This window comes from Pseudomonas sp. AIG, assembly GCF_977020205.1.
Genome location: NZ_CDROCK010000035.1, coordinates 12,402 through 39,248, shown reverse-complemented (window position 1 = coordinate 39,248; position 26,847 = coordinate 12,402). Strand labels below are relative to the sequence as shown.

Here is a 26,847-nt window from a genome sequence, read left to right as displayed (position 1 = left end):
AATCAAAATCGGTAATCGAGCGCCGTCCTCCAGCAACTACCAGAGAACCCGGATGTTGATCTTCAATTGCACCGAAGCCGCCAGTAAGTTTTTCAGCCGTGTTCACAAAGGCAAAAAGATTACGCCAGTGGACAACAAACCGCCGTCGCCCGCCATCGAAGATGACGAAGCCTCCAGTTCCGTAGAGCAGTGGCTAGTCCATGCGATCACGGTGCAACGCAAGCATGTTTTGTTGGTTATCCATGTGAAAACCCGTTACTGCATGGTCTTCGCCGATGCGAAAAAGGCTGACACAGAAGGTTTCGTTGCCTGGTTTGCTGATCGTTGGCGTGAAGGATTGATCCGCGATGCGATCAATCACGGCCTTATGGATTGGGTCGACGCCGGCATCATGCCGCAGCGTATGGATCAAGTCTGTCGCGACTACAAGTTTTATCGGCGCAGCCATCGCAGTGCACAAAAACATATTGATGAAATCGCTTGGTATTTTGAGGGGAATGCAGCCGAGTGGGGCTGTTTACCACAGAGTGAGCGTGCAGAGATTGGTTTCGATGCCGCAATGAATGACACGCCCAGAAGCAGCAAAGGTCAGAAAGATACCTACTGGCCGAATGTCGAAATGGTCGCTCACTGGTTGCGTGAATATTGCGTTGTTGATGAGGCGGGTATCGAGAGTGCTTTGAAGCGACGTCTGGAGGCGTGGCGAGAAATCAGGGCTTTTCATTAAGCGCCCATGTGCAGCCGAAATGTACGGTTGCACTCGATTCTCTGGCTTGGCCTCGCCATAATCCGCCCCGACTTTCTCCTCGCCGGCGTGCAAACCCCAGGCGCGGCCTTCTCCTCTTTCAAGGATCGATCAATGCTCAAGGGACTGATGCGCCTGGCAACCCGCGCCGCTGTGCTGTTCTCGCTGCTATCCACCGCGCACGCCGAAGATAACCGGATGGTATTCACCGGTACGTTGGGCAAAATGCCGATCGTGTTCGAAGTCGACACCAGTGACCCGGAGCAAGTCACCGGTCGCTACTTCTATGAGAAATTTCACCGCGATCTAGAGCTTAACGGCACTTATAAAAATGACGTCTTGCTGCTCACAGAGGGCAGTGATCGTATGGAGCCGGGCAAGCCGTTACCCACGCTGAAACTGCAACAGATTGATGGCGGCTGGAAGGGCGAATGGCAAAACCCGAAGGGCAAAAAGTTGCCCGTACTGGTCACCGATACGCCACTTCCCGAAGTGCCGGCGAATGCATTGCCCTACATCGCCAAGTTGCCCAAGAGCGAGCCCTACGAATATCTACGGCTTCAGGGACTGAAACTCAAACCCGGTAAAAAGCAGGACTTCATGGGCTACTCCCTGCAATGGTGGGAAGAGCCTGATACCAAGATGTCCATGTTCAGCATTGAATCCGGGATGCCAAAAGAAGATCTGCAACGGGTTAACCAGCAGTTGCTCGGGCGCTTGTGGGACGAGGCCATCAGTTACTACGGTTGCCAATTGCGAGGTCGCGGTTACGCCGAATTCCTTCAGGACGTCACCCCGACATTTATCTCGCCCAGCGTCATCAGCCTGAACATTTCCACCAGCTACGACTGCGGCGGTGCGCACCCGGACTTCGGCGATTCACCACTTAACATCGATGTGAAAACCGGCCATCCGTTGTCGCTCGAAGACGTGCTCTGGGTGGGCGAGGGTCAGCCAGTCCTTCACGCTGATCGTTACCGAGGCGGTGACAAACCTCTGACCGAAGCCGAAGACGCGGCGCGCTCAAAGTACCAAAGCGAAGTCTTCAAGCCGTGGCTGATCAAACAACTCACCGCGCTGTACCCGGATGAAATGAAGAAACCGGCAGGCGGAGATGAAGACAGTTGCGACTTCACCAATGAAGACAACTGGAGCTATTCCAACTGGCACTTCACCGAAAAAGGTTTGTACATCGGAGCGTACTTCGCCCGCATAGAACGAGCCTGCGATTCACCCGACTGGTCGATCCTGCCGTACTCACTCGTCAAACAACACCCCGGCGCCGTCAATCTGCAACTGCCCCAGGGCTAACTGTCATTCCAGACCCGGCGCTTCACGAATAATGAAGTGGTCCAGGTTCTCGATATTGGCATTGAAGACCTCGAAAGGCTTTTCGGGGTTCTTCTTGCCGGGCACCTGCTTCAACTCCGGCGTCACCCCATAGAAGAAACAGAACAACGCCTTGTCGCTATCCACCGCATGCTTGATCTCTTCCAGAAACGCCTTGCGCTTGCGGTAATTGTCGATCAGCTTCTTGTTCAGATAAACGCTGACCGGATACGGCTTCTTCTTGTTGTCCTCGGGCTTCTTGAACCAGACCTTGTCCTCGAAATCGATACGAAAACTGGCACTGTGGAAGTCCTCGATCTTCTTGATCCGCCCCCAGTAAATCAGCCCCTTGTTGTCCGTCAGATACTCAATCTTCTTGAAGAACGAACTGTACGGCGCCGCATGCTCACCGACCTTCAACGGCATCCGCTTGAGCAACTCCTTGTCCGCGAAGTTCGAAACAAAACACTCCACCGGATGCGCAAACACACTGGTCTTGTCCGGCGCCGACTCACGATTCGCCGACTCTTTACCACTCTCCGCCGCCACCCGCACCGGATCATCGCGCAACACATCCGCCGCCCCCGCTGGCGCGGCAGGCTTGCGCACATACTCACGCCGGGTCAGCAACAACTCCGATGGGAAGTGCTCCTCACGCCCGTCATCCACCTCGCCATCCGCCGTCTCAACGCCTAACGCCGAAGCCTTCAAACTCACATACGGACAACCCGCCACATGCTGCGTGGTAGGCAGATTCTTGAAGTGCGGCGTGCGCACGTAATTCACATTCTTGGCGTTGAACGTGCCCAACTCGTTGGAAGCCTCGAACGCCGAACGACAGGCATCGTTGGGGCACTGGAAGTGTTCCTTCGCGGAATCGAACGCCACCGTCTCATCGAAATTGAGATCGCGAACATCATAGATCGACAACTTGTCGTCGAGGCTGAGGCAGTAGGCGAGATCGAATTTCATGGTGGGGCTCGGATCCTTGAGTGGGGGAGGGGTATTAATAGCGGGAGGCGGGGTGGGTTGCACTGATTGTTTTCAGGATGATTCGGAATCTGTTGAAGCTAGCCTGCTGGCGATCACTGGCATCAGCCAGATTTCAATACTCACACCGCCATTGCAGGCCACGCATCATCCTGTGGCGAGGGAGCTTGCTCCCGCTGGGCTGCGAAGCAGTCCCTAGAACAGCAAATACGGTTGGTCAAACAAACCGCGATTATTCCTTTTCGAGTCTTCCAACGTTGTCATACAGCCAAGCAGTGAAAGCCTCTTTGTCGTCCGAATGGTGGCAACGTTGGTGACAGTTGGGGCACAACGCCACAACATTCGTCTCAAGGTCCGAACCCTTTTGCGACATGTGCTTGACGTGATGCACTTCTAAAAACGGTTTCCCATCCTTTTCAAATGGCGCTGCTTTGCCACAACCTTCGCACTTTCCATCGGCTTGCTGACGAATCCAGCCCCTCAATTCAGGATCGCGAAAGTAAACCTTTCTAGTCGAAGTCGTTTGGATAGGTGTTTTTATCCCTTTGGGGACGTAATCAAATTGCTTTTGCTCAAATTTAGCCGCGCGTTGCTCGAGCAATTCTTCGTCCGCCGTTGGCTCAGAATCTTCAAGTGTCAGAACGGTAGAAGCGTCAAGTGCCTTACGGATGCTACGCGTCACATTCGCACCAACATTCTTGGCAGGTTTGTAGCCTTCAATACGCTTTCTATCCATTTCGACCAACACGGTAGAAATGTTCTGCATCCGGAACTCGACAGAGCCTTTAGTCCGACCGGCTAACGGGCCTTCACGCAGGATTCGATTTTCCTCAGTCTTGACGAATTTCTGGCCGCTCTGCTCGCGTGCAAGCATCTTGAGATAGGCATCGACTGCCGCCTGAATCTCGACCTCACTCCAATCGCTGTTACTTTTATCCGTGTCCATACAATCGCCGAGGGTTGAAAACCCTCGGACGATACTTAGTGGCCATCACCTCTGTCTACGAAAAATCCTACAGAAAAAAGCGACAGATCCTGCGCGATCCTACAAACCCATCCCTAGCCCATCGAGTGCTTCGAGGACTGAAACACCTGCGCAACCCGTCGCCACCAGGGTTTCTCTAGAGAAGCTCGTCGTGGCTTCTGATCGTTCAACAGGTAAGGCATATCCCTTAGCCGAATCCAGCCCTCATCCTGCCAATGCAGCAAACTCAAAGACATCTCCGGCCAATCCAACAAGCTCAACATTGGCCGATTCGAATCTCCTGAATCTGCAGCATCCCGCAAGGTTGGCACTACCCCATTGGTCAACCACTCACGCAACAACCGATTCCCCGGAACGTAGTGATAGACCAGCAGCGCATACACCCCGGATTCACTGAGCATCAGATGCTGTTCTGGTTCTCGAAAGTACTCAATCCACATAATGCGGCGTTGATCGCTATCTAGCTTATTGACCACCCGATCATTCAGATGGAAACCAATCAAGCGGCCGACATCGCGGGCGGAAAACCAAGGCTGGTTTTCCCATAGAAGGGCATGTAAAAAAAGATTGTGGCGAGAGAAGACGGTTACCGAGCATGGATCAGACATATCTATGACCTCTACGTTATGGATTTTGGGAGGGCCTGACCCCAACGTAGAGCGGACTTAAGAAATCCCAACGAGCAGAGCAGATGCCACCGACGAATTACGCGTCTGTGTCACTGACCAAGCTTTCTACGTTGGGCGTTTCTTAGGCACCTGCGACAGAGCTTAGTAGTGCTCGTGGCAGGCTTCAATGGGAAGAGGCTGTAAGTGCTGTAGGAGATTTAGAGCGCTGATGTAGGGATGTGATTATTTTTCAGGGAATTTAAAAGCCCTGATCAGATCAGGGCTTTTTTCTTTTACTTATTAAAACGTCAGAGCTCCGCGAAAATATGAGCCATGTGGCTATCCCCCCGACGATAACCTGGTCGAGGAGTATGAAACGTAGCGCCAGATATTTTCAGGTCAGATATTTTATTGAGCTCGCACAGGTCCCATTCGTGGCCTGGAGTCACATGGCCGCCATGGGTTTGAAAGCAACGGATTACTTCTTTTCCAGTGCGAGAAAGACCAACGGCATGCGGTTCAACTACCCGTGGAATACCGCTGTATGTGAACGTTAAAACTTGATAGTTACTGATTGCATCAATAATTGTCTGCTTCATAGGAATTACTCTGTACGTGATTATAGGACGGGACAGTTGCCTGTCCCGCACGGTTAGGCTTTCACAAAAAAACAGAAAGGACGCCCGTCTTTGCGAAAGACGTCTTTTCCACTGCGCCAGTGCTTAAAGCTCATACAGAAAACAGCTCTGTATCCTGGCGGTGCCACCGGATAATCGTTCATGACGAATTCTCCGACGTGAGGCCGTTGTAACCGTCCGAAAGACGTCTATAATCACGTCGCGCATTTTCCCAATGCATCGTGATCTGAGTTCTTCCAGTCACGGCCCGCACCCTCGGGCTTCTGTTCAATGGTGCGGTCAAGACCCGCAGCAATCGTTGGCGCGATTGCTGCGGGTTTCTTGTTTCTGCCTTCAGAATAACAATCTTTTGATATTTTTATGGCCCTGCTGCAATTGGAGCAGCAGGGCCATATCAATCAATCCCAGCTCAACGCACCACCAGTCTGATACTCAATAACCCGCGTCTCAAAGAAATTCTTCTCTTTCTTCAAGTCCATAATCTCGCTCATCCAAGGGAACGGGTTAGTTGTCCCTGGATACTCTTCCTTCAAACCAATCTGGCTCAAACGACGGTTAGCGATGAACTTCAGGTAGTCCTCCATCATCGCCGCGTTCATACCCAACACCCCGCGAGGCATGGTGTCACGTGCGTATTCGATCTCCAGCTGCGTACCCTGCAGAATCATCTGGGTCGCTTCTTCTTTCATCTCAGCATCCCACAAATGCGGGTTCTCGATTTTGATCTGGTTGATCACGTCGATGCCGAAGTTCAGGTGCATGGATTCGTCGCGCAGGATGTATTGGAACTGCTCGGCGACGCCGGTCATTTTGTTGCGGCGGCCCATGGAGAGGATTTGGGTGAAGCCGCAGTAGAAGAAGATGCCTTCCAGAACGCAGTAGTAGGCGATCAGGTTGCGCAGCAACTCTTTGTCGGTGTCCGGGGTGCCGGTTTCGAACTTCGGATCGGAGATCGAGCGGGTGTACTTCAGGCCCCAGGCGGCTTTTTTCGCGACCGATGGGATCTCGTGGTACATGTTGAAGATCTCGCCTTCATCCATGGCCAGCGATTCGATGCAGTACTGGTAGGCGTGGGTGTGGATCGCTTCTTCGAAAGCCTGACGCAGGATGTACTGGCGGCATTCCGGGTTGGTGATCAGGCGGTACACGGCCAGTACCAGGTTGTTGGCAACCAGCGAGTCGGCGGTGGAGAAGAAGCCGAGGTTGCGCATGACGATGCGGCGCTCGTCGTCGGTCAGGCCTTCCGGGTCTTTCCAGAGGGCGATGTCGGCGGTCATGTTGACTTCTTGCGGCATCCAGTGGTTTGCGCAACCGTCCAGGTACTTCTGCCAGGCCCAGTCGTACTTGAATGGCACGAGTTGGTTGAGGTCGGCGCGGCAGTTGATCATGCGCTTTTCGTCAACGGCGACACGGGCGGAGGCGCCTTCGAGTTCGGCGAGGCCTTCGGCGACGTCGAGGGAGTTCAGTGCAGCCTTGGCGCGGGCGACAGCGGCCGAGTCGTCGGCGGTCACGGCGCGAGCTTCGATCGCGGCGGCACCGCCAGCGTTGTCGAGGCGGTCCATGTTGGCTTCAGTAGCGTGGCCGGCGTTGGCGCCTTTCACGGTTGCTACTTCACTGTCTTCTTTGTCGAATTCGTCCCAGCTCAGCATGACGTGTCGTCTCCTGCGTGAGGGCCTGTCGCCCGTGTGAAACCTGATTGGTTGGTTTTTCACACGGTCGTACAGACCGCGTTGGATCTTAAGGAATCGTTTTTTGCAGCAGCTAAGGCAGGCAATAAAACAGAATTTTGTACGGGTTTCCGAGAGCCTCTGACGGGCGCAGATCACGTTGAACGCGACTGCGGGGCTTCAGAATGGCTTTTGATCCCTGTAAGGGAATATTGCTGACCCGATTAGGGCGGCATTATAGGGAAAAAAACACGCGCGTGGGGGAGGCGAATCAGCACAGGGCGGTCGATCAGGAGGGGTATTTCAGTCGGAGCGAGGGTTTACAGGGCTTTCGCGGATGTTGGCTCGTGAGATTTTTTTTTGATTAATTTTTTCGCCGGGCTTTGGTTGCTCAAGAAATGAGCAAAAAGCCGCGTTTTTCACTATATCTTGTGTTTTGCAACCCTTTTCAACGACTCCAGACACAACTGAGCCCGACCGAAGTCGGGCTGGAATAGACCCTCAATGAAGCGCTGAGAGATCCAATTCGGTGCAGTCTCGAATCATCAATTGGTGCAACCGTTGCCCATCACGCTGTAGCGCAGGATGTGACGCTGACCTTTAGAGTCGTCGTACTCCATTTTCGCTGGCACTACTTCGCAGACATTCGGAATTTCACTCATCGATACAACGTTGGCGATGTCCAGGTGAGTGGAGTAAGTGTATTCCTCGATCACTGGTTGTTGCTGTGCGACATCAGTCGGGGCCTCGTTTGCCATGGCGGTTGCGCACAGACTGCTGAGGGCCAGAACCAATAAAGCTTTCATTTCAGATTTACCTTTTTGAGGTCGAGTGGGGTCACGCAACCTTTTTGGGGTTGCGTGTGTAACTTCATCATTTGCAGTTATTACTTGAGAGCTGGATTAACGGCCTTCGTGGGGGCTGTAACGTTGTTAATCGCGGTTGCCTTGTTGGCGAGGTGAATTTTAGGGAGAAGGGGCGGGGGTAAACAGAGCGGGTTTTGATAAACACCTTTGGCAGATTTGGTAACAATCCCCCAAATCACCCCAATCCTCATTCATGTAGGAGCTGTGTGGGTGGGCGAGGGCTTGTTACTACCATCGTCGAATGGTTCTATGGCCCCCGCCCCGTTACAACAGGGTCATACAAAAACAACTATTACACCGAGGTAGGAAAGATGAGTGCGGCTTCTCTGTATCCCGTTCGTCCCGAGGTTCTGGCTAACACGCTGACTGACGAGGCGACCTACAAAGCCATGTACCAGCAGTCGGTCGTCAACCCTGACGGCTTCTGGCGCGAGCAAGCCAAGCGTCTCGACTGGATCAAGCCTTTCACCACGGTGAAACAGACGTCGTTCGACGATCACCATGTCGACATCAAGTGGTTTGCCGACGGCACCCTGAACGTTTCCTACAACTGCCTCGACCGTCATCTGGCCGAGCGCGGCGATCAAGTCGCGATCATCTGGGAAGGCGACGATCCTTCCGAGAGCCGCAACATCACCTACCGCGAACTGCACGAACAAGTGTGCAAACTGGCCAACGCCCTGCGTGGTCAGGACGTGCACCGCGGCGACGTGGTGACCATTTACATGCCGATGATTCCCGAAGCCGTGGTCGCCATGCTGGCCTGCACCCGGATCGGCGCGATTCACTCGGTGGTGTTCGGCGGTTTCTCGCCGGAAGCGCTGGCCGGTCGCATCATCGACTGCAAATCGAAAGTGGTGATCACCGCTGACGAGGGTATTCGCGCTGGCAAGAAGATTTCCCTCAAGGCCAACGTCGACGACGCGCTGACCAACCCGGAAACCAGCAGCATTCAGAAAGTCATCGTCTGCAAGCGCACCGGTGGCGACATCAAGTGGAACCAGCATCGCGACATCTGGTACGAAGACCTGATGAAAGTGGCGGGCACCGTTTGCGCGCCGAAAGAGATGGGCGCCGAAGAAGCGTTGTTCATCCTTTATACCTCCGGCTCGACCGGCAAGCCGAAGGGCGTGCAGCACACCACCGGCGGTTATCTGCTGTATGCGGCGATGACCCACGAGCGCGTGTTCGACTACCGTCCGGGCGAAGTCTACTGGTGCACCGCCGACGTCGGCTGGGTCACCGGCCACAGCTACATTGTCTACGGCCCGCTGGCCAACGGCGCGACCACGCTGCTGTTTGAAGGCGTGCCGAACTATCCGGACATCACCCGGGTGGCGAAGATCGTCGACAAGCACAAGGTCAACATCCTCTACACCGCACCGACCGCGATCCGCGCGATGATGGCCTCGGGTCAGGCTGCGGTTGAAGGCGCCGATGGCAGCAGCCTGCGTCTGCTCGGTTCCGTGGGCGAGCCGATCAACCCGGAAGCCTGGGACTGGTATTACAAGAATGTCGGCAAGTCGCGTTGCCCGATCGTCGATACCTGGTGGCAGACCGAAACCGGCGGCAACATGATGAGCCCGTTGCCGGGCGCTCACGCGCTCAAGCCGGGTTCGGCGGCGCGTCCGTTCTTCGGTGTGGTGCCGGCGCTGGTCGACAACCTCGGTAACATCATCGAGGGCGAGGCTGAAGGCAATCTGGTGATTCTCGATTCGTGGCCAGGTCAGGCGCGCACGCTGTATGGCGACCATGATCGTTTCGTCGATACCTACTTCAAGACTTTCCGTGGCATGTACTTCACCGGTGACGGCGCGCGCCGTGACGCCGATGGTTATTACTGGATCACCGGGCGTGTCGATGACGTGCTCAACGTGTCCGGTCACCGCATGGGCACGGCCGAGATCGAGAGCGCAATGGTTGCTCACCCTAAAGTCGCTGAAGCGGCGGTGGGGGGGGTGCCGCATGACATCAAGGGGCAGGGCATTTATGTCTACGTCACCTTGAAGAATGGCGAGGAGCCGACCGAGCAGTTGCGTCTGGAGTTGAAAAACTGGGTGCGTAAAGAGATCGGCCCGATTGCTTCGCCGGACGTGATCCAGTGGGCACCGGGGCTGCCGAAGACGCGTTCGGGCAAGATCATGCGCCGCATTCTGCGCAAGATTGCCACGGCGGAATATGACGGGTTGGGGGATATCTCGACCCTGGCGGATCCGGGTGTGGTGCAGCATTTGATTGATACGCATAAGACGATGAATGTGGCTTAAGCGTTAGAAGCATAGAAGCCCTGTCCGGTGAATGCCGGGTAGGGCTTTTTTGTGTCTGGAAGGTTTTGTGGTGGCTGGGCTGGCCCCTTCGCGAGCAGGCTCGCTCCCACAGTTTGACCGAGTATCTTCTGATCGTTCCCACGCTCTGCGTGGGAATGCCTCCCTCGGCGCTCTGCGTCGGCTCCGGGGACGCGGAGCGTCCCTTGCTGCATTCCCACGCAGAGCGTGGGAACGATCGGGGGGTCAATAATTATCGATCTCCCCCGTAAGACATTTCCCGCTGTTACCCAACACCTTCCACGTAACCGAATGTGTAACCGCCCGCCCCGCGACGGGGCAAAGGGAAACGCATCGCCCCGTTTTAGAGCCTCGAAACCCCCAGTGAAAAATAAGACACAACGCTGCGCTTGCCGGATTAGAAGGGTTTGCGAATAATAGGCCCGCAATTTGCAGCATAGATCGGTTCACTGTCTTTCGCTCTTGCATGAAATTGCAGGGCTGTCAATGTGCCAAAGTCGCTTTCTCTGTGCATCTGTAATTAGTTGTCGCATTGAAGAAATATCGGCTTCCGGCCTGTCGTTAGAATGCCGATCACTCGCTCATCGTGGCTGACGTTGAAACCTCCTTCGGTTTCAATGGGAAATTTCCCACCGATGCAGCAACCGATTTCCCGATTCACCCATTCGCATATTGGGCTGTCGCTCACTCTGCCGTTTTTGCCCTTTACCGATGGAGTCCCAAGATGAAGAAACTTGTGCTGCTTGGCGCCCTGGCACTGTCCGTGCTGTCGATGAACGCCTTCGCTGACGAAAAACCTCTGAAGATCGGTATCGAAGCGGCTTACCCTCCGTTCGCCTCGAAGGCACCGGATGGCAGCATCGTCGGTTTCGACTACGACATCGGCAACGCTCTGTGCGAGCAGATGCAGGTCAAGTGTGTATGGGTCGAGCAAGAGTTCGACGGTCTGATCCCGGCACTGAAAGTGCGCAAGATCGACGCGATCCTGTCGTCCATGTCGATCACTGAAGATCGCAAGAAGTCGGTCGACTTCACCAACAAGTACTACAACACCCCGGCACGTCTGGTCATGAAGGCCGGTACTCAGGTCAGCGAAGGTCTGGCTGAACTGAAGGGCAAGAACATCGGCGTACAACGTGGTTCGATCCACGAGCGTTTCGCCCGCGAAGTCCTGGCACCACTGGGTGCCGAGATCAAGCCGTACGGCTCGCAGAACGAAATCTACCTCGACGTGGCTGCCGGTCGCCTCGACGGTACCGTGGCTGACGCTACCCTGCTGCAGGACGGCTTCCTCAACACCGACGCCGGCAAAGGCTTCGCGTTTGCAGGTCCAGCGTTCACCGACGTCAAATACTTCGGCGACGGCGTAGGCATCGCAGTGCGTAAGGGCGACGCCCTGAAAGACAAGATCAACGCGGCCATCGCGGCCATCCGCGAAAACGGCAAATACAAAGCAATCCAGGACAAGTACTTCGCCTTCGATATCTACGGCAAGTAACACGTCTCTGCGACAAGTCCGAAATGGCGCAAGCAACAGGATCTCTGCGGTTTGCGCCATTTTTTCATCCCAACTTTCGAGGACCTGAATCATGTTGAAAGGCTACGGGGCTGTCATCCTCGATGGCGCATGGCTGACGCTTCAGCTCGCCTTGTCGTCCATGGCTCTGGCCATCGTTCTCGGGCTGATCGGTGTCGCGTTGCGCCTGTCGCCAGTGCGCTGGCTGGCCTGGCTGGGCGATCTGTATTCCACGGTGATCCGCGGAATTCCCGATCTGGTGCTGATCCTGCTGATCTTCTACGGCGGTCAGGACTTGCTCAACCGCGTCGCACCGATGCTCGGCTATGACGATTACATCGATCTGAATCCGCTGGCCGCCGGTATCGGCACCCTCGGTTTCATTTTCGGTGCGTACCTGTCGGAAACCTTCCGTGGCGCGTTCATGGCCATTCCCAAAGGTCAGGCTGAAGCGGGCATGGCGTACGGCATGAGCAGTTTTCAGGTGTTCTTCCGGGTGATGGTGCCGCAGATGATTCGTCTGGCGATTCCGGGCTTCACCAACAACTGGCTGGTACTGACCAAGGCGACCGCGCTGATTTCCGTGGTCGGTCTGCAAGACATGATGTTCAAGGCCAAGCAGGCGGCAGATGCCACCCGCGAGCCTTTCACCTTCTTCCTCGCAGTGGCGGCGATGTACCTGGTGATCACCAGTGTTTCGTTGCTGATCCTGCGTCAACTTGAGAAGCGCTACTCGGTAGGCGTAAGGGCGGCTGATCTATGATCTTCGACTACAACGTCATTTGGGAGGCCATGCCGCTGTACCTCGGCGGCCTGCTGACCACCCTCAAACTGCTCGCGCTGTCGCTGTTTTTCGGTCTGCTCGCGGCCCTGCCTCTGGGGCTGATGCGCGTCTCGAAGAACCCGGTCGTCAACGGCGCCGCGTGGCTGTACACCTACGTGATCCGTGGCACGCCGATGCTGGTTCAGTTGTTCCTGATCTACTACGGTCTGGCGCAGTTCGAAGCTGTACGCGAAAGCTTCTTGTGGCCGTGGCTGTCCAGCGCAACGTTCTGCGCGTGCCTGGCCTTTGCGGTCAACACCAGCGCCTACACCGCTGAGATCATTGCCGGCAGCCTCAAGGCCACGCCGAACGGTGAGATCGAAGCGGCCAAGGCCATGGGCATGTCGCGCTTCAAACTGTACAAGCGCATCCTGCTGCCATCGGCCCTGCGCCGGGCACTGCCGCAGTACAGCAACGAAGTGATCATGATGCTGCAGACCACCAGTCTGGCCTCCATCGTGACCTTGATCGACATCACCGGCGCGGCACGTACCGTCAACGCGCAGTTCTATCTGCCGTTCGAGGCGTACATCACCGCTGGCGTGTTCTACCTGTGCCTGACGTTCATTCTGGTCAAGCTGTTCAAACTGGCCGAGCGTCGCTGGTTGAGCTACCTGGCCCCGCGGAAGCACTGATATGGAACGCATCGACCACGTATTGCCGTGGAGCCATCTGGGCAGCGAGCGCAAGATTTCGGTCTTTCGCTTCGGCCATGGCGAGCGCAAGGCCTACATTCAGGCCAGCCTCCATGCTGACGAATTGCCGGGCATGCGCACCGCTTGGGAGCTGAAAAAGCGCCTCGGCGAACTCGAAGCCAAAGGCTTGCTCAACGGCGTCATCGAGCTGGTGCCGGTCGCCAACCCATTGGGTCTTGGTCAGTTGCTGCAAGGCAATCACCAGGGCCGTTTCGAGGCCGGCAGCGGCAAGAATTTCAACCGTGATTTCGTTGAGCTGAGCGCGCCGGTTGCGGCGGCATTGGCTGAGAGCCTCGGTGACGATCCGCACGCCAATGTGCGCCTGATCCGTCAGGCCATGGCTGATCACTTGGCGGCATTGCCGGAAGCGAGCAGCCAGTTGCAAGGCATGCAACGTGTGTTGCTCAGCCACGCTTGCAGCGCTGATGTGGTGCTCGATCTGCATTGCGATGCCGAAGCCGCGCTGCACATGTATGCGTTGCCGCAGCACTGGCCGCAGTGGCGTTCGCTGGCGGCGCACCTGAATGTGAAGGTCGGATTGCTCGCGGAAGATTCCGGCGGCAGTTCATTTGACGAAGCTTGCTCGTTGCCGTGGCTGCGCCTGTCGCGGCAGTTCCCTGATGCGCAGATTCCGCTGGCGTGTCTGGCGACCACCATTGAGCTGGGCGGTCAGGCCGACACTGGTCGCGCCGAAGCCTGCGCGTATGCTGAAGGCATTCTCGCGTTCCTCGCCGAGCAAGGTTTGATCACGGGAGACTGGCCGAACCCGGCGCACGAAGCCTGTGAAGGCATGCCGTTCGAAGGCACCGAGTTGCTGTTCGCGCCGCATCCGGGCGTGGTGAGTTTTCTGCGCAAGCCCGGCGAATGGGTCGAGGCGGGCGATGAGATTTTTGAAGTGATTGATCCTCTGTTCGATCGGGTCAGCACGGGATGTGCTGGTACCTCCGGGGTGCTGTTTGCCATTGAACGGCTGCGTTATGCCCAACCCGGTTTCTGGCTGGCCAAGGTGGCGGGGCGCGAAGCGCTGCGTCACGGGCGCTTGCTCAACGACTGACTGACTGTTTTTGTGAGAACCGACCGCATGTACAAACTTGAAGTCCAAGACCTGCATAAACGCTATGGCAGTCACGAAGTGCTCAAGGGCGTGTCCCTGAAAGCGGCAGCCGGCGATGTGATCAGCATCATCGGCTCCAGTGGCTCCGGCAAAAGTACTTTCCTGCGCTGCATCAACCTGCTCGAGCAGCCGCACGCGGGCAAGATTCTGCTCAACAACGAAGAGCTGAAACTGGTAGCGAACAAGGACGGCGCGCTGAAAGCCGCTGATCCGAAGCAGTTGCAACGCATGCGTTCGCGCCTGTCGATGGTGTTCCAGCATTTCAACTTGTGGTCGCACATGACCGCGCTGGAAAACATCATGGAAGCGCCGGTGCATGTACTCGGCGTCTCCAAGGCTGAAGCTCGCGAGAAAGCCGAGCACTACCTGAACAAGGTCGGCGTGGCCCATCGTAAAGACGCGTTCCCGGGACACATGTCCGGTGGCGAGCAGCAGCGCGTGGCAATTGCCCGTGCGCTGGCGATGGAGCCTGAGGTGATGCTGTTCGACGAGCCAACCTCGGCCCTCGACCCGGAACTGGTGGGCGACGTACTGAAGGTCATGCAAGCGCTGGCGCAGGAAGGTCGCACCATGGTTGTGGTCACCCACGAAATGGGCTTCGCCCGTGAAGTGTCGAACCAGTTGGTGTTCCTGCACAAAGGTGTTGTTGAAGAGAGCGGCAACCCGCGCGAAGTGCTGGTGAATCCGCAATCGGAACGTCTGCAACAATTCCTCTCGGGCAGCCTCAAGTAATCGCTGCCGTTATGCACCAAATTAGGTCATGCTTCGCGACCTGGAGACTGACCAAAATCCCCTGTGGGAGCGAGCTTGCTCGCGAAAGCGGTAGTTCGGATAGCAACGATGTTGACTGATACACCGCCTTCGCGAGCAAGCTCGCTCCCACAATGGATCTCGGTTGGTTTCAAGATTTGTGTTCATTTACGGGCTAGCATTGGCCCATGCCTTCATCACTGTTCTTCGCTTCGGATTGCCCGCCCATGACTGCCCATCGAATTGGTTTCCTGATTTGGCCCAGCACTAAAGCGTTGACGCTGGCGCTGGCGGAGGAAGCCTTGCGTGTTGCTCAGCGGGTGCACCCGGACGTGGTTTACGAACTGTCGTTCCTGCAAGCCGAAGCCGTTACAGGAGCCGGGGTCGAAGGCGCCTGGCAATTGCCCGGCGAGGCATGGACTGGCAAGCTCGAAAACTTCCAGAAACTGTTCCTGCTTGCTGACGAGCCACCGACCACGTTGGCCCCGGCGCTCAGCAGTGCGCTCAAGCAGTTGGTGCGTGCGGGCACGGTCATCGGCGGTCTGTCCGCCGGTGTGTACCCGTTGGCGCAACTCGGTTTGCTCGACGGTTATCGCGCCGCCGTGCACTGGCGCTGGCAGGACGATTTCGCCGAGCGTTTCCCGAAAGTCATCGCCACCAGTCATCTGTTCGACTGGGATCGTGATCGCCTGACCGCATGCGGTGGCATGTCCGTGCTCGATCTGTTGCTGGCGGTGCTGGCCCGTGATCACGGTGCGGAATTGGCCGGTGCTGTCTCGGAAGAATTGGTGGTCGAACGCATCCGCGAAGGTGGCGAGCGTCAGCGCATCCCGTTGCAGAACCGTCTCGGTTCCAGTCATCCGAAGCTCACGCAAGCGGTGTTGCTGATGGAAGCCAACATCGAAGAACCGCTGACCACCGACGAAATCGCCCAGCACGTGTGCGTGTCCCGTCGCCAGTTGGAGCGGATCTTCAAGCAATACCTCAACCGTGTGCCGAGCCAGTACTACCTGGAATTGCGCCTGAACAAGGCCCGGCAGATGTTGATGCAAACCAGCAAGTCGATCATCCAGATCGGCTTGTCGTGTGGCTTCTCCTCGGGGCCGCATTTCTCCAGCGCCTATCGCAATTTCTTCGGTGCCACGCCGCGGGAAGATCGTAACCAGCGGCGCAGCAGCAGCCCGTTCGAATTGTCGTCAGTGCCGCCCGAGCGCGGTTAGACCGCGTCGAGCGCCAGGGTCAATCGGAAAACGAGATAGCCCTGAAGTTGTCCAGCGGATCGGCCTCGTTCCTGCGCCTTTCGTACTCCTCGAGCAAGTGGGCTTTTACCGCCTCGCTATACGTCGTCAGGCGTTGCTGGCTCTGTGCGCTTAAAGGGTTGCCAGTGAACTCGTAGGTCGTCGTTGTGCCTTCAGTCGGTGAGGGCAGCGGGTCAGGAAGTTCGGTAATGGCGTTGCCGGACAGATCGGCGTAAGTCAAACGTGGCAGTTCGAAAAGCCCACGCGGCAGTTCGGTCAGCCCCGTATTTTCCAGATGCAACGAGTAGCACATGTGCAGGTTTCGCAGGTCCGGCGTCAGCCCTAGCGGATTGTGGCTCAAGTCCAGTTTTTCCAGGTTCTCCATACGCGCCAGTGCGCTCGCGGTTTGCGCGTTCAGGACGATCCGGCAGTAGGGCAGTTCCAGGTCGGTCAACTTGCTCATGCGGAACACCGCCGGCGGAATCTCGTTGAGCTGATAGGCCCGGATATCCAGGTTCTCAAGATTCGGAAACAGTTCGAGCAGGCGGTCAACCCGGGGCGGGACGCGGGCGGTGCTCGTCAGTGTCAGTTCGGTGATCTGTTCGAAACGCCCGCTCAGTGCCGGCAGCTCGCCGATGAACGCCAGATCACAGGTAAAGTCCGTGGACGCAAGGCCTACTGGGGCAACGCGCAGACTGCGCTCCAGCCCATCCTTGAACCAGGTTCTTCTGGCATTTTCCTGCTGCAGTACTTCGCCCTCCAGCGGGATGCCTGTTACCGGGTCGAACGGAGCCTCCGTCGCCCACCTCCCAAGCTCATTGAGCAATGTCGAAAGGTCGCTCTGTCGGCGCAGCAATTCGACATGTCCTTCGGCGAGGGTGCCAGGCAAGCTGTAAATCAGACGGTTCGCATCGATTTCGCTGATGCTCGGGTACAGAGCTTGCGTCAGGGTAATATCCGCTTCGTCGGCCAAAACGCCCAGTTGCTGACGAGTGATCTGGTATTGGGCTTTGATCCGGTCTCTGGCGGCAACGGACAGCGGATTGGCCCGCAGGTCGACACCGTTGGCAGCGTAGCCAGTCATGTCTCGCGGCAAATCGACAATGGCGTTTTCACTCAGCAATGCATAGCGCAGCCGTGGCAGTTGTCCTACGCCGACAGGAATCTGGCTGATACCCGTACGCGTCAGATCGAGTGTCTTCAGCGCTCGCAATGAGCTGACATCCGGTGCAGTGCCCAGTGGGTTGTTATACAGGTCCAGCGCCTTCAGGCGGTTGAGTCCGGACAGTGCAGTCTGGCCTACGCTATCGAACACAATGCCGCAACTGCTCATGGTCAGTGTTTCCATGGCCGGCATCAGCGACAGCGCTCGAGGCACCCGACCCAAGGCGAAACTGCGCAGTTCCAGTACCCGCAAACCGCTGAAGCAGGAGAGGAAACCGGTGGGCGCATTGAGCCCTTCATTGCCGCTGATGGACAAGCGGATGACGTGACCAAAATCGGCAGTCAGCGGCGGTAACTCACCGGCGAAGGCTGCGTCGAACTCCAGCGAGTTCAGCCTGAGTTCGGTTTTGTCCGGGTTTCTGCCACGCCAGAACGCTTCCAGTTTTCGACTGAATTCTTTTCGTTGGCTCTGTTCAATCGCTCTCTGGGTGGCCCCCCAGTGTTCGCCGGTCACGGGGTTGCGTACCGGCACGCGGTCGGACCAGGCGCTCAGGTCACTGATCATCTGGCTGAGTTCCGCTTCCCAGCGCATCAATTGCGCCGTACCGGCCTGCAACGTGCCGGGCAAGTGATAGATCAAGTGACTGGCATCGTCGACATCCATCAAGGGGTACAGGCGTTGCGCACTGGCCAGGTCGCTGACGTCCGGCATCACATCAAAGTGACGACCGTGCTCGACATAGTAGGTTTTGATACGTTCGCGAGAGGGCAGGGACAGTGGGTTGTTACCCAGATTGAGCCCATCGGCGAGGTCCAGGTCGAGGCTGAAAAAGCTTTCCGGCAGTTCGGTGATGCGGTTGCCGTTCAGCAAAGCGTTTTTCAGGCTCGGGTGTCCGGCGATGCCATCGGGCAGGGCGGGAATGCCGGTATTGGTCAGCAGAATGTCGCGCATGTTCGGCAAGGGTTGAAGGTCAGGTGCCGTCGCCAGAGGATTGTGGCTCAGGTCCAGCAATTCAAGATTGCGCAGCGTTATAAGGGCGCTGTGGTCGACTGCGTCGAGGGTGATGCCGCAACGGTTCAGGCTAAGTTCCTTGAGCTTCGACAGGTGAGTCACGGCCTGGGGGATTTTATTCAGTGCAAACTGATGCAGTTCCAGCTCCCGCGCATTGACGAACAAATCGATGAACGTCTCGGGTGAGCCGATGGCGGTGTTGCCTTTTAGCTTCACACCCGTTACATGGCTGAAGTCTGCAGTCAGTTGCGGGAATTCACCAAAGAACCGCAGGTCAGCCTCGAAGAAGTCGGCGCGCATACCCGACTCGCCATAGCGGTGGCGCCAGAACCGTTCCAGCTGTTGGCCGAACTCGGATCGGGCGGCGTACTGATCGAACAACTCGATGGCCGTGAGGATTTCGCCGGTGACGGGGTGGGTGCTCGGCACTTGGGGCGCCCACAGGGTCAGATCGGTGGTCAACTGATTGATTTCGGCGCGCCATTGCACGAGTTGAGTCCGGCCATCCGCCAAGGTGCCAGGCAAGTCATAGAACACATCGCTGGCCTCCTGCTCGTCCAGAGACGGGAACAGTTGACGCATGAGGGCAATGTCGCCTTCATCGGCGCGCACGTCGAAGTCGAGTCCGGTGCGTCGGTAGTAGGTCTTTATCTTGTTGCGCGTTGCACTGGTCAGCGGATTGTCGGAGAAATCCAGGCCATCGGTCTGATTGGCCGACAGTTCAAAAACGGCGTCGGGTATTTCACTGATACGGTTGCCGCTGAGGATAGCGGTACGCAGGTTCGGGTGGCTGGTCAGTCCATCGGGCACTACATTGATGCTGGAGTTGGACAGATCGAGGTAGGTGAGTTCGGGCAACAGATTCAGGTCGGGGAATGTCCCCAGCGGGTTGTTGCTCAAGTCCAGCGAATGCAAATTGTTGAGTGAGACCAGTGTCGCCTGATTTTCAGGTGTCAGCACCACGCCGCAATCGTTGAGCTCCAGCACATTGAGCTGCGGCATTCTGATCGATGACAGCGCAACCGGCTCGAGGTCAAAGGCATGCAACTCCAGCGTGTTCAGGTGCTTGAAGCGCTGCAGGAACGGCATTAGCGCCGAGACGTTTTTGTTGCCCGTGAGCCTCAACCGGGAAACATGGTCGAAGTTGGCGCTGAGGGTTGGCATGTCGCCCATGAAGTCCAGAGGTGCTACCAACTCGCTTTGCCGCACAGAGGCCGATCTGTTGCGCCAGAACTGCTCGAGTGTTTGCCGGAAGGCGTTCCTGGCACTGCGTTCCACGGTTTGCTCGTCGAGGGTCAGCGGTCGTATGAATATAGGATCCAGCGCAGGGATCTGCTCGACCCAGGCGTCGAGCTCAGTGTTCAGGTTGCTGAGCTCGACCTCCCAGCGGGCCAACTGGAATCGGCCTTCAGCCAGGCTGCCGGGCAATCGATAGAGCAGATCACTGGCCTGATCAGTGTTCAGCGCCGGAAACAGCGCCACTGTACGTTCAAGGTCCGCTGGCTCTGGCCGTACCCCGAAATGTTTTCCGGTGTGGTTATAGAACGTCTTGACCTTCTCTCGCGTTGCCATGTTGAGCGGATTGTCGGCGAACCCGAAGCCATCACTGAGCGAGCTGGCCAGATTGAAAAAGGGCCGTGGTATTTCCGTGATCCGATTGCCCTCGAAACTGGCAGTGATCAGGCGCGGGTGATCAAGCAGGTTGTCCGGCACTGTAGTCAGGCCCGTTTTCGACAGATTAAGGTGACGCAGCGATGGCAGCGCGCCGATGTCGGGAAGCGCGCCCAAGGCATTGCCGCGCAGATCCAGCAGCGAGAGGTTGGGGAGTGCCGCCAGCACTGCCTGGTTGGCTGCCGAATGGCTGATGCCACAGTTGCGCAGGATCAACTGGCGCAGATTGGGCATGTTGGCCAAGGCCTGAGGCAGGGTCGGCAAGTTGAGATTTTGCGCATCCAGATACAGCATCCCCGGGAAGCGTTGCAAAAAAACATCCACGGCTGCGGTGCTGGCGCTGCCGTTGATGGAAAGCATCGACACGTGGCCAAAATTCGCCTCCAGGACGGGCAAGTCACCGAGGATCGGTTGAGCGATCTGCAGCATGTAGCCGGCGGGGCCACGGGTCTGTCTGCGCCAGCAACGCAAAAGCGCTTCTCTGAACTGGGCACGATTGTGCAGGGCTGCCCGGCGCTCGATGTAGGTCAATGGCAGACCGCTGAGCGGATCGTTGGCCGGGACATCGGTTTCCCAGCGACGCAGGTCATCGCTGAGCCTGAAGTGTTCGTCGCGACGCCTGGCCAGTTCAATGTTGAGCGTTGTCGGATCATTCTGAAAGGTCGCGACGTAATTGCGTGCTTCCTCGGCGGAGAAGCCTCGAAAAACTTCCTGCACACGCTCTTCGGGGCTGACGATGCGCTGGCCGGTCGTCATCAGGTTGTCCTGATGTTCGATGCCGATCACGCCAAGCTCACCCGCTTCAAAAAAATCGGCCTCTTCGAGGCGCCGGGGTGTGTTCTGCCGCTGATTGCCGAAGCCCTCCAGACGCAGCGTGTCCACGGCAGGTTGAAGGATTGGCGTCTCGAACATCACGCTGCGCAGTTCGTTGCGTTCCAGTGTTCGCTCACGGATCGCCGACTGCAGCAGGTCACTCTGACCGGTCTGCATATTCAGGCTTCGGCGTTCTCCATCGGGTAGCGCGTACAGAACGCTGGAGTAGAAATCCGTGACCGAATGCAGTTCCTGACCGCGTTCGTCAAAGGGCTGATAACGACCGTCCGATTGGCGCACCAGCACTTTCTGTGCGGGCGCGTCTTCGCGTCCGATGCTGTCGAGTACGCGGCCTTCATAGTGCCCCTCGCGGATTTCAATGCGCACATCGCCACTCCAGCCCGGCAAAAGCTTGAGGCTGTGCAACGCCAGAGAGTCGGAATCGGGGTTGTTCACTGACTTCAACTCCAACCCTTCGTAAGCGCGAGTAAGGCGGACTTCCTGTCGGGCCAGTTGCGTGAGCTCCTGCTGACGCGGTGGCAGTTCTCCCTCGTGGATCTGGATCAGTTCGCTGCCATTGGCGGTGTCGAGCAGTTCGCGGCTAACGCTGGACGGCAGCGTCGGGGCATGGCTGGCAAGTGGCTGGGCCAGCGGGTCGTCAATGTGCTGCAGAGCCTGGTAGCGCGATTCGAACATCGAGCTGCGATGGCGTCGTGCGAGAAGGGCCAGTTGTCGGCGCAAGGTCTGACTGCGGACATCGAGCGAAGGCATTGGCCCGCCGAAGGATTCTGCGAGCAGGGCTTTGGTTTGTTGCTCGTTGATGGACGCAAGCAGGGTCTTGAGCAGATCGCCATCGATCAGGCTGTCCTGGCGAAGCTCGGTCAGAGGCAAGGATTCGTCCGCCGAAGATTGCCAGAGCAGTTCGCCCTGTTGATTAGCCAGACGCAGGCGCTGGCTGCTCGGCCAGCGACCGTGTTCCGTCAGCAGTTGCAGCTGCGTCACCGGATCGGCGCGCCCGTATTGTTCGGCCACGCTGCTGTCGAGCTGATCGATAAAGCGTTGCAGCTGTTGATCGATCCTGAACCGCTGAATGCTGTCGGCCAGTAGCGGTGGCGGCGTTTGCTGATCGACATGCATCTTGCGTACGGCATCTTCATTGACGCCACTGACACGAAGAATTGTTTCGCGCTCTGTCGGCGAGAATGTCTCGATGGAAGGACCGATTCGTCGTAGCGCCGTGTCGGTGTCCCACGCCAGTGGTTGTTCCAGTTCGGTGTGCCATGCACCGGCGCCGTTGTGCCGCACCGTCGGTTGGTAGGCGTCGGGTCGAGTCGGGTGTTCGATGACGTATTGGCCGGGAATCGCACTTTCGCTCACGGCAAAATGGGCGTCTTCCAGTGGCAGCAGTTGTTTGCCTTGATGCGGGTGCAGACCCAGTTCGTTGGGCATTGAGCCGACATCGGGCACCGCTGTGTGTTGGTAGCGGGTCAGATCGGGATCCCAGTAGCGGGTTGCGCCGCTGGTCAATTTCACGGGTTTGAAGCGGTCGATGAACGCGACGACCTCGGCGGGCAGGACTTTGCGAAACTCACCGGCGCCAATCGCACCGCCCATGCCGAAAATGCCCAGTTGAATCATCGACTCCACGGTGCCCATCAGGTGTTCGAAGGCTTCGGTCGTGCGTCCCTGGCCCCATTCGATAATGCCCTCAAAGGCTTCATCGAGCATTTGATACGCCATGTACGCCATCATGGCTTCACCCAGCACCGGCACGAATGGCGCGACGATCAGCGCAGCGGTCTGCACGATGCTTGAGATGATGTTGCTCACCGAATCCCAGAAGGCCCAGCGCGCTTTTTGATCTACCACGGCGGTGGGCACGGCGATCACTCGAGCGTCATTGAAGATCTTGTTCAGTTTCGATTGATAAAGGTGTTGCCACAGACCGTGATGGAAAGGTGTCAGCGTGGTCTGCAGATCGGGTCGCTCGACGGGCGTTTCGCGCCACGCGGGCAGTGAGCTGCCGGACTCTGGCGGATGCCAGGCGATGCGCGTCAAGCGGCTGTTGAGGGTGCTGAAGAAAAAGCCGCGATGTTCGTGGTTCACGAAGCGGCTGAAAAACTGCTGGTAGTCTTTCGAACGCAACTGGCGCGTCAGCTCGACCATCAGCTCATAGGCCGAGGCGTATTCCTTGAAGGGATGCTCGGGGTCATCCGGAACGTAAGCCACCACCCGTGCAGCGTTTTGTGAGTCATGCAGGTCGGGGGCGAACACGACGATCCCGGTCAAAGGTGCGCACAGCATCTCCATGTCATGACACAACACAGGTGCGCCGTTGACGTACAGGCCTTTCATGCCGTCGAGCACCGCGTCGATCAAGCGAAAATAACTTTCCGATACATCGCGGTTCATTCGCGCCCATTGCAGGGCCGCTTTCATGGCAGCTTTCTGGCTGTCGTCCAGTTTGCTGCGTAGTACGGACGCCACCATCGAATCGCTATAGCCGAGGTTGTCTTCGAGATGGGTTTTGTACTGGGCACCGAGATCCAGCCTTCGGCACAGCTGGGTGAAGGCGGCAATGCTCAGTTTGGCCTTGATCGACGGCAGCGTCATGAACTGGCCGGTGGTGGAGGGCCGGGTGACGAAGGTCGAGTCAACGTCGAAGGCGTCGTCACGGGTTTCCGACTCCTCGAAATTGTGCAGCGCAGCGTCGAGTAACGAAACGGTCCAGGCGCGGGTACCGGTCTTGATCGGGAACCACGGTGTGGTGGCGGGGATGTACAGACGCACAAAGGTTTCGCGCACATCCAGATCCAGGCCAAAGCAATCCTTCAGTTCCTGTTTGAGCAGGGGTTCGGCAAAGGCGCTGGCGTCCTGCAGGTGTTCCAGGCTCTGGTCGACCTTGCTTTGTGCGGTCCAGTGCGCGGCGTTGAGAGCCTTCATCTGTTGATGTTGCTCGACGGGCGCTGCTTGAAGGGACGCTGACATCTGCGGCGGGATGTCCTTGAGTCGCTGGCGCCGGCTCGATGAAGCGTCGCCGAGCCAGTCGGGCAGAGCGTTTTTCAGCGGCAGATAATGATCGTCGTGAAACTGCGCGTCACTCGTGGCGGTCGAGGTCGCCGCCGGGTGTCGTTGAGTCAGGTGCATGGGCCAATCCTTGGCGTTGAGAAGAACGCGCAGCAAATCAGGAAGTGGCCAGCCTCGTGCGGTACATATTTATATCTTGGTCGCGGGGTTGAGTTGGTATTCTCAGCAGCCTGCCGCAAATCGGTGGCACCCGGTAAACTGCGCCTTTGCGACGCTATATGTCGCATTGCCGTAAACCCGGGAAAATCCGGGGTTTGCGCTATAAGAAGTTGTCGCTTGGCGACAAGGCCGGGCAGAAAACTGTCCTTACAATCCCCCCATCGCTCGCCAGTTTCAGGCGAGTGTTCCTCATCAGGAGACTCCGATGTCCGTTGAGCACGCTGCGGTACAACGCGCCGATTTCGACCAGGTAATGGTTCCCAACTACGCGCCTGCCGCTTTCATTCCGGTGCGTGGCGCCGGTTCCCGTGTCTGGGATCAGGCCGGCCGCGAGCTGATCGACTTCGCCGGCGGGATTGCCGTTAACGTATTGGGCCACGCGCACCCGGCGCTGGTCGGTGCACTGACCGAGCAAGCGAACAAGCTGTGGCACGTGTCCAACGTGTTCACCAACGAGCCAGCCCTGCGCCTGGCGCACAAGCTGATCGACGCCACATTCGCCGAGCGCGTGTTCTTCTGCAACTCGGGCGCTGAAGCCAACGAGGCCGCGTTCAAGCTGGCCCGTCGCGTCGCGTTCGACCGTTTCGGCACTGAGAAGTACGAAATCATCGCCGCGCTGAACAGCTTCCACGGCCGTACCCTGTTCACCGTCAACGTCGGTGGCCAGTCGAAGTACTCCGACGGTTTCGGCCCGAAAATCACCGGCATTACCCATGTGCCTTATAACGATCTGGCCGCGCTGAAAGCGGCGGTTTCCGACAAGACCTGCGCGGTCGTGCTGGAGCCGATCCAGGGCGAGGGCGGCGTGCTGCCGGCTGAACTGGCTTACCTGCAAGGTGCCCGCGAACTGTGCGACGCGAACAACGCGCTGCTGGTGTTCGACGAAGTGCAGACCGGCATGGGCCGCAGCGGCAAGCTGTTTGCCTACCAGCATTACGGCGTGACCCCGGACATCCTCACCAGCGCCAAGAGCCTGGGCGGCGGTTTCCCGATCGCGGCAATGCTGACCACCGAAGCGCTGGCCAAACATCTGGTCGTCGGCACTCACGGCACCACGTACGGCGGCAACCCGCTGGCGTGCGCAGTCGCTGAAGCGGTGATCGACGTAATCAACACCCCTGAAGTGCTGAACGGCGTGAACGCCAAGCACGACAAGTTCAAGGCGCGCCTTGAGCAGATCGGCGAGAAATACGGCCTGTTCACCCAGGTGCGTGGCCTCGGTCTGCTGATCGGTTGTGTATTGAGCGAAGCCTGGAAAGGCAAGGCCAAAGACATCTTCAACGCCGCTGAAAAAGAAGGCCTGATGATTCTGCAAGCCGGCCCGGACGTGATCCGTTTCGCCCCGAGCCTGGTGGTGGAAGACGCCGATATCGATGCCGGTCTCGACCGTTTCGAACGCGCTGCCGCCGCACTGACGCAAGCCTGATAGACCCTTCGGCGCCTGGAGTTTTCAGGCGTCGATCAAAATTTTATGCCGGACCCGATCAACTGTAGGAGTGAGCCTGCTCGCGATTGCGGTATGTCAGTCGACTCATTGGTTTCTGACAGACCGCAATCGCGAGCAGGCTCACTCCTACATTGATCTCCATGTAGGCCCGGTTATTTCTTCTGTGAATTGATAAGAGAAAAGGAGTGACACCATGCTGGTGATGCGCCCCGCGCAAATGGCTGATCTGGGCGAGGTACAGCGTCTGGCTGCGGACAGTCCGATTGGTGTCACTTCCTTGCCGGATGACGTGGAACGTCTGAGCGACAAGATCGCCGCGAGCGAAGCGTCGTTTGCCGCCGAAGTGAGCTTCAACGGCGAAGAGAGTTACTTCTTCGTTCTCGAAGATTCGACTACTGGCAAGCTGGTCGGCTGCTCGGCAATTGTCGCCTCGGCCGGCTACTCGGAACCGTTCTACAGCTTCCGCAACGAAACCTTTGTGCATGCTTCGCGCGAGCTGAAGATCCACAACAAGATCCACGTGCTCTCGCAGTGCCACGACCTGACCGGCAACAGCTTGCTGACCAGTTTTTACGTGCAGCGTGAGTTGGTCGGTTCGCCGTGGTCGGAACTCAATTCCCGTGGTCGTCTGTTGTTCGTCGCCAGCCATCCGGAGCGTTTCGCTGATTCGGTGGTGACCGAGATCGTTGGTTACAGCGATGAGAACGGCGACTCGCCATTCTGGGATGCGATCGGTCGTAACTTCTTCGACCTCAACTACGCCGAAGCCGAGCGTCTGTGCGGGCTGAAAAGCCGTACGTTCCTCGCCGAGTTGATGCCGCATTACCCGATCTACGTACCGCTGCTGCCGGACTCCGCCCAAGAGGCGATGGGCCAGGTGCACCCGCGTGCGCAGATCACCTTTGACATCCTGATGCGCGAAGGCTTCGAGACCGATCATTACATCGACATTTTCGACGGCGGCCCGACCCTGCATGCGCGTGTTTCGGGGATCCGTTCGATCGCCCAGAGCCGTGTGGTGCCGGTGAAAATCGGCGAGCCGGTGAAAGGTGCCGGGCGCCAGTATCTGGTGGCCAACGCGCAGTTGCAGGATTACCGCGCGGTGCTGCTGGAGCTGGATTACGCGCCGGGCAAACCGGTGACTCTGGATCTGGAAGCGGCCGAAGCCCTGGGCGTCGGTGAAGGTGCCAGCGTGCGCCTGGTGGCGGTTTAACGCCTTAGCGAGTTTCACGGGTGGCGAAGGCG

The 26,847-nt window shown here is 57.6% G+C and carries 18 protein-coding genes; 11 read left to right on the top strand and 7 right to left on the bottom strand.

The features are described from left to right. Positions 1-52 precede the first annotated feature (52 nt). Both ACWR1S_RS19625 and ACWR1S_RS19620 read left to right on the top strand, forming a co-directional pair. Positions 53-727, top strand: coding sequence for a DUF6933 domain-containing protein (locus tag ACWR1S_RS19625; protein ID WP_454564649.1), 675 nt, complete (start codon positions 53-55; stop codon positions 725-727). 132 nt (positions 728-859) lie between these two features. Next, the gene (locus ACWR1S_RS19620) at positions 860-2,056 is read left to right on the top strand and encodes a hypothetical protein (protein WP_454564648.1); all 1,197 of its coding nucleotides are present in this window, start codon (positions 860-862) and stop codon (positions 2,054-2,056) included. 3 nt (positions 2,057-2,059) lie between these two features. Here ACWR1S_RS19620 and ACWR1S_RS19615 read toward each other — a convergent pair whose 3' ends face one another. The 6 genes from ACWR1S_RS19615 to ACWR1S_RS19590 all read right to left on the bottom strand — a co-directional run bounded on the left by ACWR1S_RS19615 (position 2,060) and on the right by ACWR1S_RS19590 (position 7,768). After that, positions 2,060-3,046, bottom strand: a complete 987-nt coding sequence (locus tag ACWR1S_RS19615) for a hypothetical protein (RefSeq protein ID WP_454564647.1) — start codon at positions 3,044-3,046, stop codon at positions 2,060-2,062. A gap of 250 nt (positions 3,047-3,296) precedes the next feature. Continuing rightward, positions 3,297-4,010: an HNH endonuclease gene (locus tag ACWR1S_RS19610; protein WP_454564646.1), complete on the bottom strand. Its 714-nt coding sequence runs from the start codon at positions 4,008-4,010 to the stop codon at positions 3,297-3,299. 113 nt (positions 4,011-4,123) lie between these two features. Then, positions 4,124-4,657, bottom strand: coding sequence for a BRO-N domain-containing protein (locus tag ACWR1S_RS19605; protein ID WP_454564645.1), 534 nt, complete (start codon positions 4,655-4,657; stop codon positions 4,124-4,126). A gap of 308 nt (positions 4,658-4,965) precedes the next feature. Then, entirely contained in the window at positions 4,966-5,256 is a 291-nt protein-coding gene (locus ACWR1S_RS19600; RefSeq protein ID WP_454564644.1) for a hypothetical protein, read from the bottom strand. 437 nt (positions 5,257-5,693) lie between these two features. Further along, positions 5,694-6,944 (bottom strand): ribonucleotide-diphosphate reductase subunit beta, encoded by a 1,251-nt coding sequence (locus tag ACWR1S_RS19595; protein ID WP_008084848.1) that lies wholly within the window; start codon positions 6,942-6,944, stop codon positions 5,694-5,696. A 563-nt stretch (positions 6,945-7,507) separates the two neighbouring features. Next, entirely contained in the window at positions 7,508-7,768 is a 261-nt protein-coding gene (locus tag ACWR1S_RS19590; protein WP_122589445.1) for a DUF2790 domain-containing protein, read from the bottom strand. A 371-nt stretch (positions 7,769-8,139) separates the two neighbouring features. On the opposite strand from ACWR1S_RS19590, the gene acs reads away from it, so the two are divergent. The 7 genes from acs to argR all read left to right on the top strand — a co-directional run bounded on the left by acs (position 8,140) and on the right by argR (position 16,231). Then, positions 8,140-10,095 carry an acetate--CoA ligase gene (acs, locus tag ACWR1S_RS19585; protein ID WP_454564643.1) on the top strand — a complete coding sequence of 652 codons (1,956 nt, stop codon included), beginning with the start codon at positions 8,140-8,142 and terminating at the stop codon, positions 10,093-10,095. A gap of 742 nt (positions 10,096-10,837) precedes the next feature. Then, positions 10,838-11,611 (top strand): ABC transporter substrate-binding protein, encoded by a 774-nt coding sequence (locus tag ACWR1S_RS19580; protein WP_038366516.1) that lies wholly within the window; start codon positions 10,838-10,840, stop codon positions 11,609-11,611. Positions 11,612-11,702: 91 nt separating this feature from the next. Continuing rightward, the gene (locus ACWR1S_RS19575; protein WP_007912702.1) at positions 11,703-12,392 is read left to right on the top strand and encodes an ABC transporter permease; all 690 of its coding nucleotides are present in this window, start codon (positions 11,703-11,705) and stop codon (positions 12,390-12,392) included. Beyond that, positions 12,389-13,087, top strand: a complete 699-nt coding sequence (locus ACWR1S_RS19570; protein WP_007912703.1) for an ABC transporter permease — start codon at positions 12,389-12,391, stop codon at positions 13,085-13,087. The genes ACWR1S_RS19575 and ACWR1S_RS19570 overlap by 4 nt, the downstream gene beginning before the upstream one ends. A gap of 1 nt (position 13,088) precedes the next feature. Next, positions 13,089-14,201: a M14 family metallopeptidase gene (locus ACWR1S_RS19565; RefSeq protein ID WP_454564642.1), complete on the top strand. Its 1,113-nt coding sequence runs from the start codon at positions 13,089-13,091 to the stop codon at positions 14,199-14,201. 27 nt (positions 14,202-14,228) lie between these two features. Beyond that, positions 14,229-14,993 carry an ABC transporter ATP-binding protein gene (locus ACWR1S_RS19560; RefSeq protein ID WP_003227281.1) on the top strand — a complete coding sequence of 255 codons (765 nt, stop codon included), beginning with the start codon at positions 14,229-14,231 and terminating at the stop codon, positions 14,991-14,993. A 245-nt stretch (positions 14,994-15,238) separates the two neighbouring features. Next, complete coding sequence (argR, locus tag ACWR1S_RS19555; RefSeq protein WP_454564641.1) at positions 15,239-16,231, top strand: transcriptional regulator ArgR; 993 nt, start codon at positions 15,239-15,241, stop codon at positions 16,229-16,231. Between the two features lie 19 nt (positions 16,232-16,250). On the opposite strand, the gene ACWR1S_RS19550 is transcribed toward argR, so the two are convergent. Next, the gene (locus tag ACWR1S_RS19550) at positions 16,251-24,056 is read right to left on the bottom strand and encodes a dermonecrotic toxin domain-containing protein (RefSeq protein ID WP_454564640.1); all 7,806 of its coding nucleotides are present in this window, start codon (positions 24,054-24,056) and stop codon (positions 16,251-16,253) included. 304 nt (positions 24,057-24,360) lie between these two features. Between ACWR1S_RS19550 and ACWR1S_RS19545 the strand changes: the two genes are divergently transcribed. Both ACWR1S_RS19545 and aruF read left to right on the top strand, forming a co-directional pair. Next, positions 24,361-25,581, top strand: coding sequence for an aspartate aminotransferase family protein (locus tag ACWR1S_RS19545; protein ID WP_053122869.1), 1,221 nt, complete (start codon positions 24,361-24,363; stop codon positions 25,579-25,581). 214 nt (positions 25,582-25,795) lie between these two features. Continuing rightward, positions 25,796-26,815 (top strand): arginine/ornithine succinyltransferase subunit alpha, encoded by a 1,020-nt coding sequence (gene aruF / locus ACWR1S_RS19540; protein WP_007919353.1) that lies wholly within the window; start codon positions 25,796-25,798, stop codon positions 26,813-26,815. Positions 26,816-26,847: the final 32 nt, after the last annotated feature.

Bases quoted from the DNA above. Each gene is read 5' to 3' on its own strand.
- ACWR1S_RS19595 (WP_008084848.1), bottom strand. From the start codon at position 6,944: ATGCTGAGCTGGGACGAATTCGACAAAGAAGACAGTGAAGTAGCAACC.
- aruF (WP_007919353.1), top strand. From the start codon at position 25,796: ATGCTGGTGATGCGCCCCGCGCAAATGGCTGATCTGGGCGAGGTACAG.
- ACWR1S_RS19565 (WP_454564642.1), top strand. From the start codon at position 13,089: ATGGAACGCATCGACCACGTATTGCCGTGGAGCCATCTGGGCAGCGAG.
- ACWR1S_RS19625 (WP_454564649.1), top strand. From the start codon at position 53: ATGTTGATCTTCAATTGCACCGAAGCCGCCAGTAAGTTTTTCAGCCGT.
- ACWR1S_RS19615 (WP_454564647.1), bottom strand. From the start codon at position 3,046: ATGAAATTCGATCTCGCCTACTGCCTCAGCCTCGACGACAAGTTGTCG.
- argR (WP_454564641.1), top strand. From the start codon at position 15,239: ATGACTGCCCATCGAATTGGTTTCCTGATTTGGCCCAGCACTAAAGCG.
- ACWR1S_RS19580 (WP_038366516.1), top strand. From the start codon at position 10,838: ATGAAGAAACTTGTGCTGCTTGGCGCCCTGGCACTGTCCGTGCTGTCG.
- ACWR1S_RS19620 (WP_454564648.1), top strand. From the start codon at position 860: ATGCTCAAGGGACTGATGCGCCTGGCAACCCGCGCCGCTGTGCTGTTC.
- ACWR1S_RS19610 (WP_454564646.1), bottom strand. From the start codon at position 4,010: ATGGACACGGATAAAAGTAACAGCGATTGGAGTGAGGTCGAGATTCAG.
- ACWR1S_RS19575 (WP_007912702.1), top strand. From the start codon at position 11,703: ATGTTGAAAGGCTACGGGGCTGTCATCCTCGATGGCGCATGGCTGACG.
- acs (WP_454564643.1), top strand. From the start codon at position 8,140: ATGAGTGCGGCTTCTCTGTATCCCGTTCGTCCCGAGGTTCTGGCTAAC.
- ACWR1S_RS19605 (WP_454564645.1), bottom strand. From the start codon at position 4,657: ATGTCTGATCCATGCTCGGTAACCGTCTTCTCTCGCCACAATCTTTTT.
- ACWR1S_RS19570 (WP_007912703.1), top strand. From the start codon at position 12,389: ATGATCTTCGACTACAACGTCATTTGGGAGGCCATGCCGCTGTACCTC.
- ACWR1S_RS19550 (WP_454564640.1), bottom strand. From the start codon at position 24,056: ATGCACCTGACTCAACGACACCCGGCGGCGACCTCGACCGCCACGAGT.
- ACWR1S_RS19600 (WP_454564644.1), bottom strand. From the start codon at position 5,256: ATGAAGCAGACAATTATTGATGCAATCAGTAACTATCAAGTTTTAACG.
- ACWR1S_RS19560 (WP_003227281.1), top strand. From the start codon at position 14,229: ATGTACAAACTTGAAGTCCAAGACCTGCATAAACGCTATGGCAGTCAC.
- ACWR1S_RS19545 (WP_053122869.1), top strand. From the start codon at position 24,361: ATGTCCGTTGAGCACGCTGCGGTACAACGCGCCGATTTCGACCAGGTA.
- ACWR1S_RS19590 (WP_122589445.1), bottom strand. From the start codon at position 7,768: ATGAAAGCTTTATTGGTTCTGGCCCTCAGCAGTCTGTGCGCAACCGCC.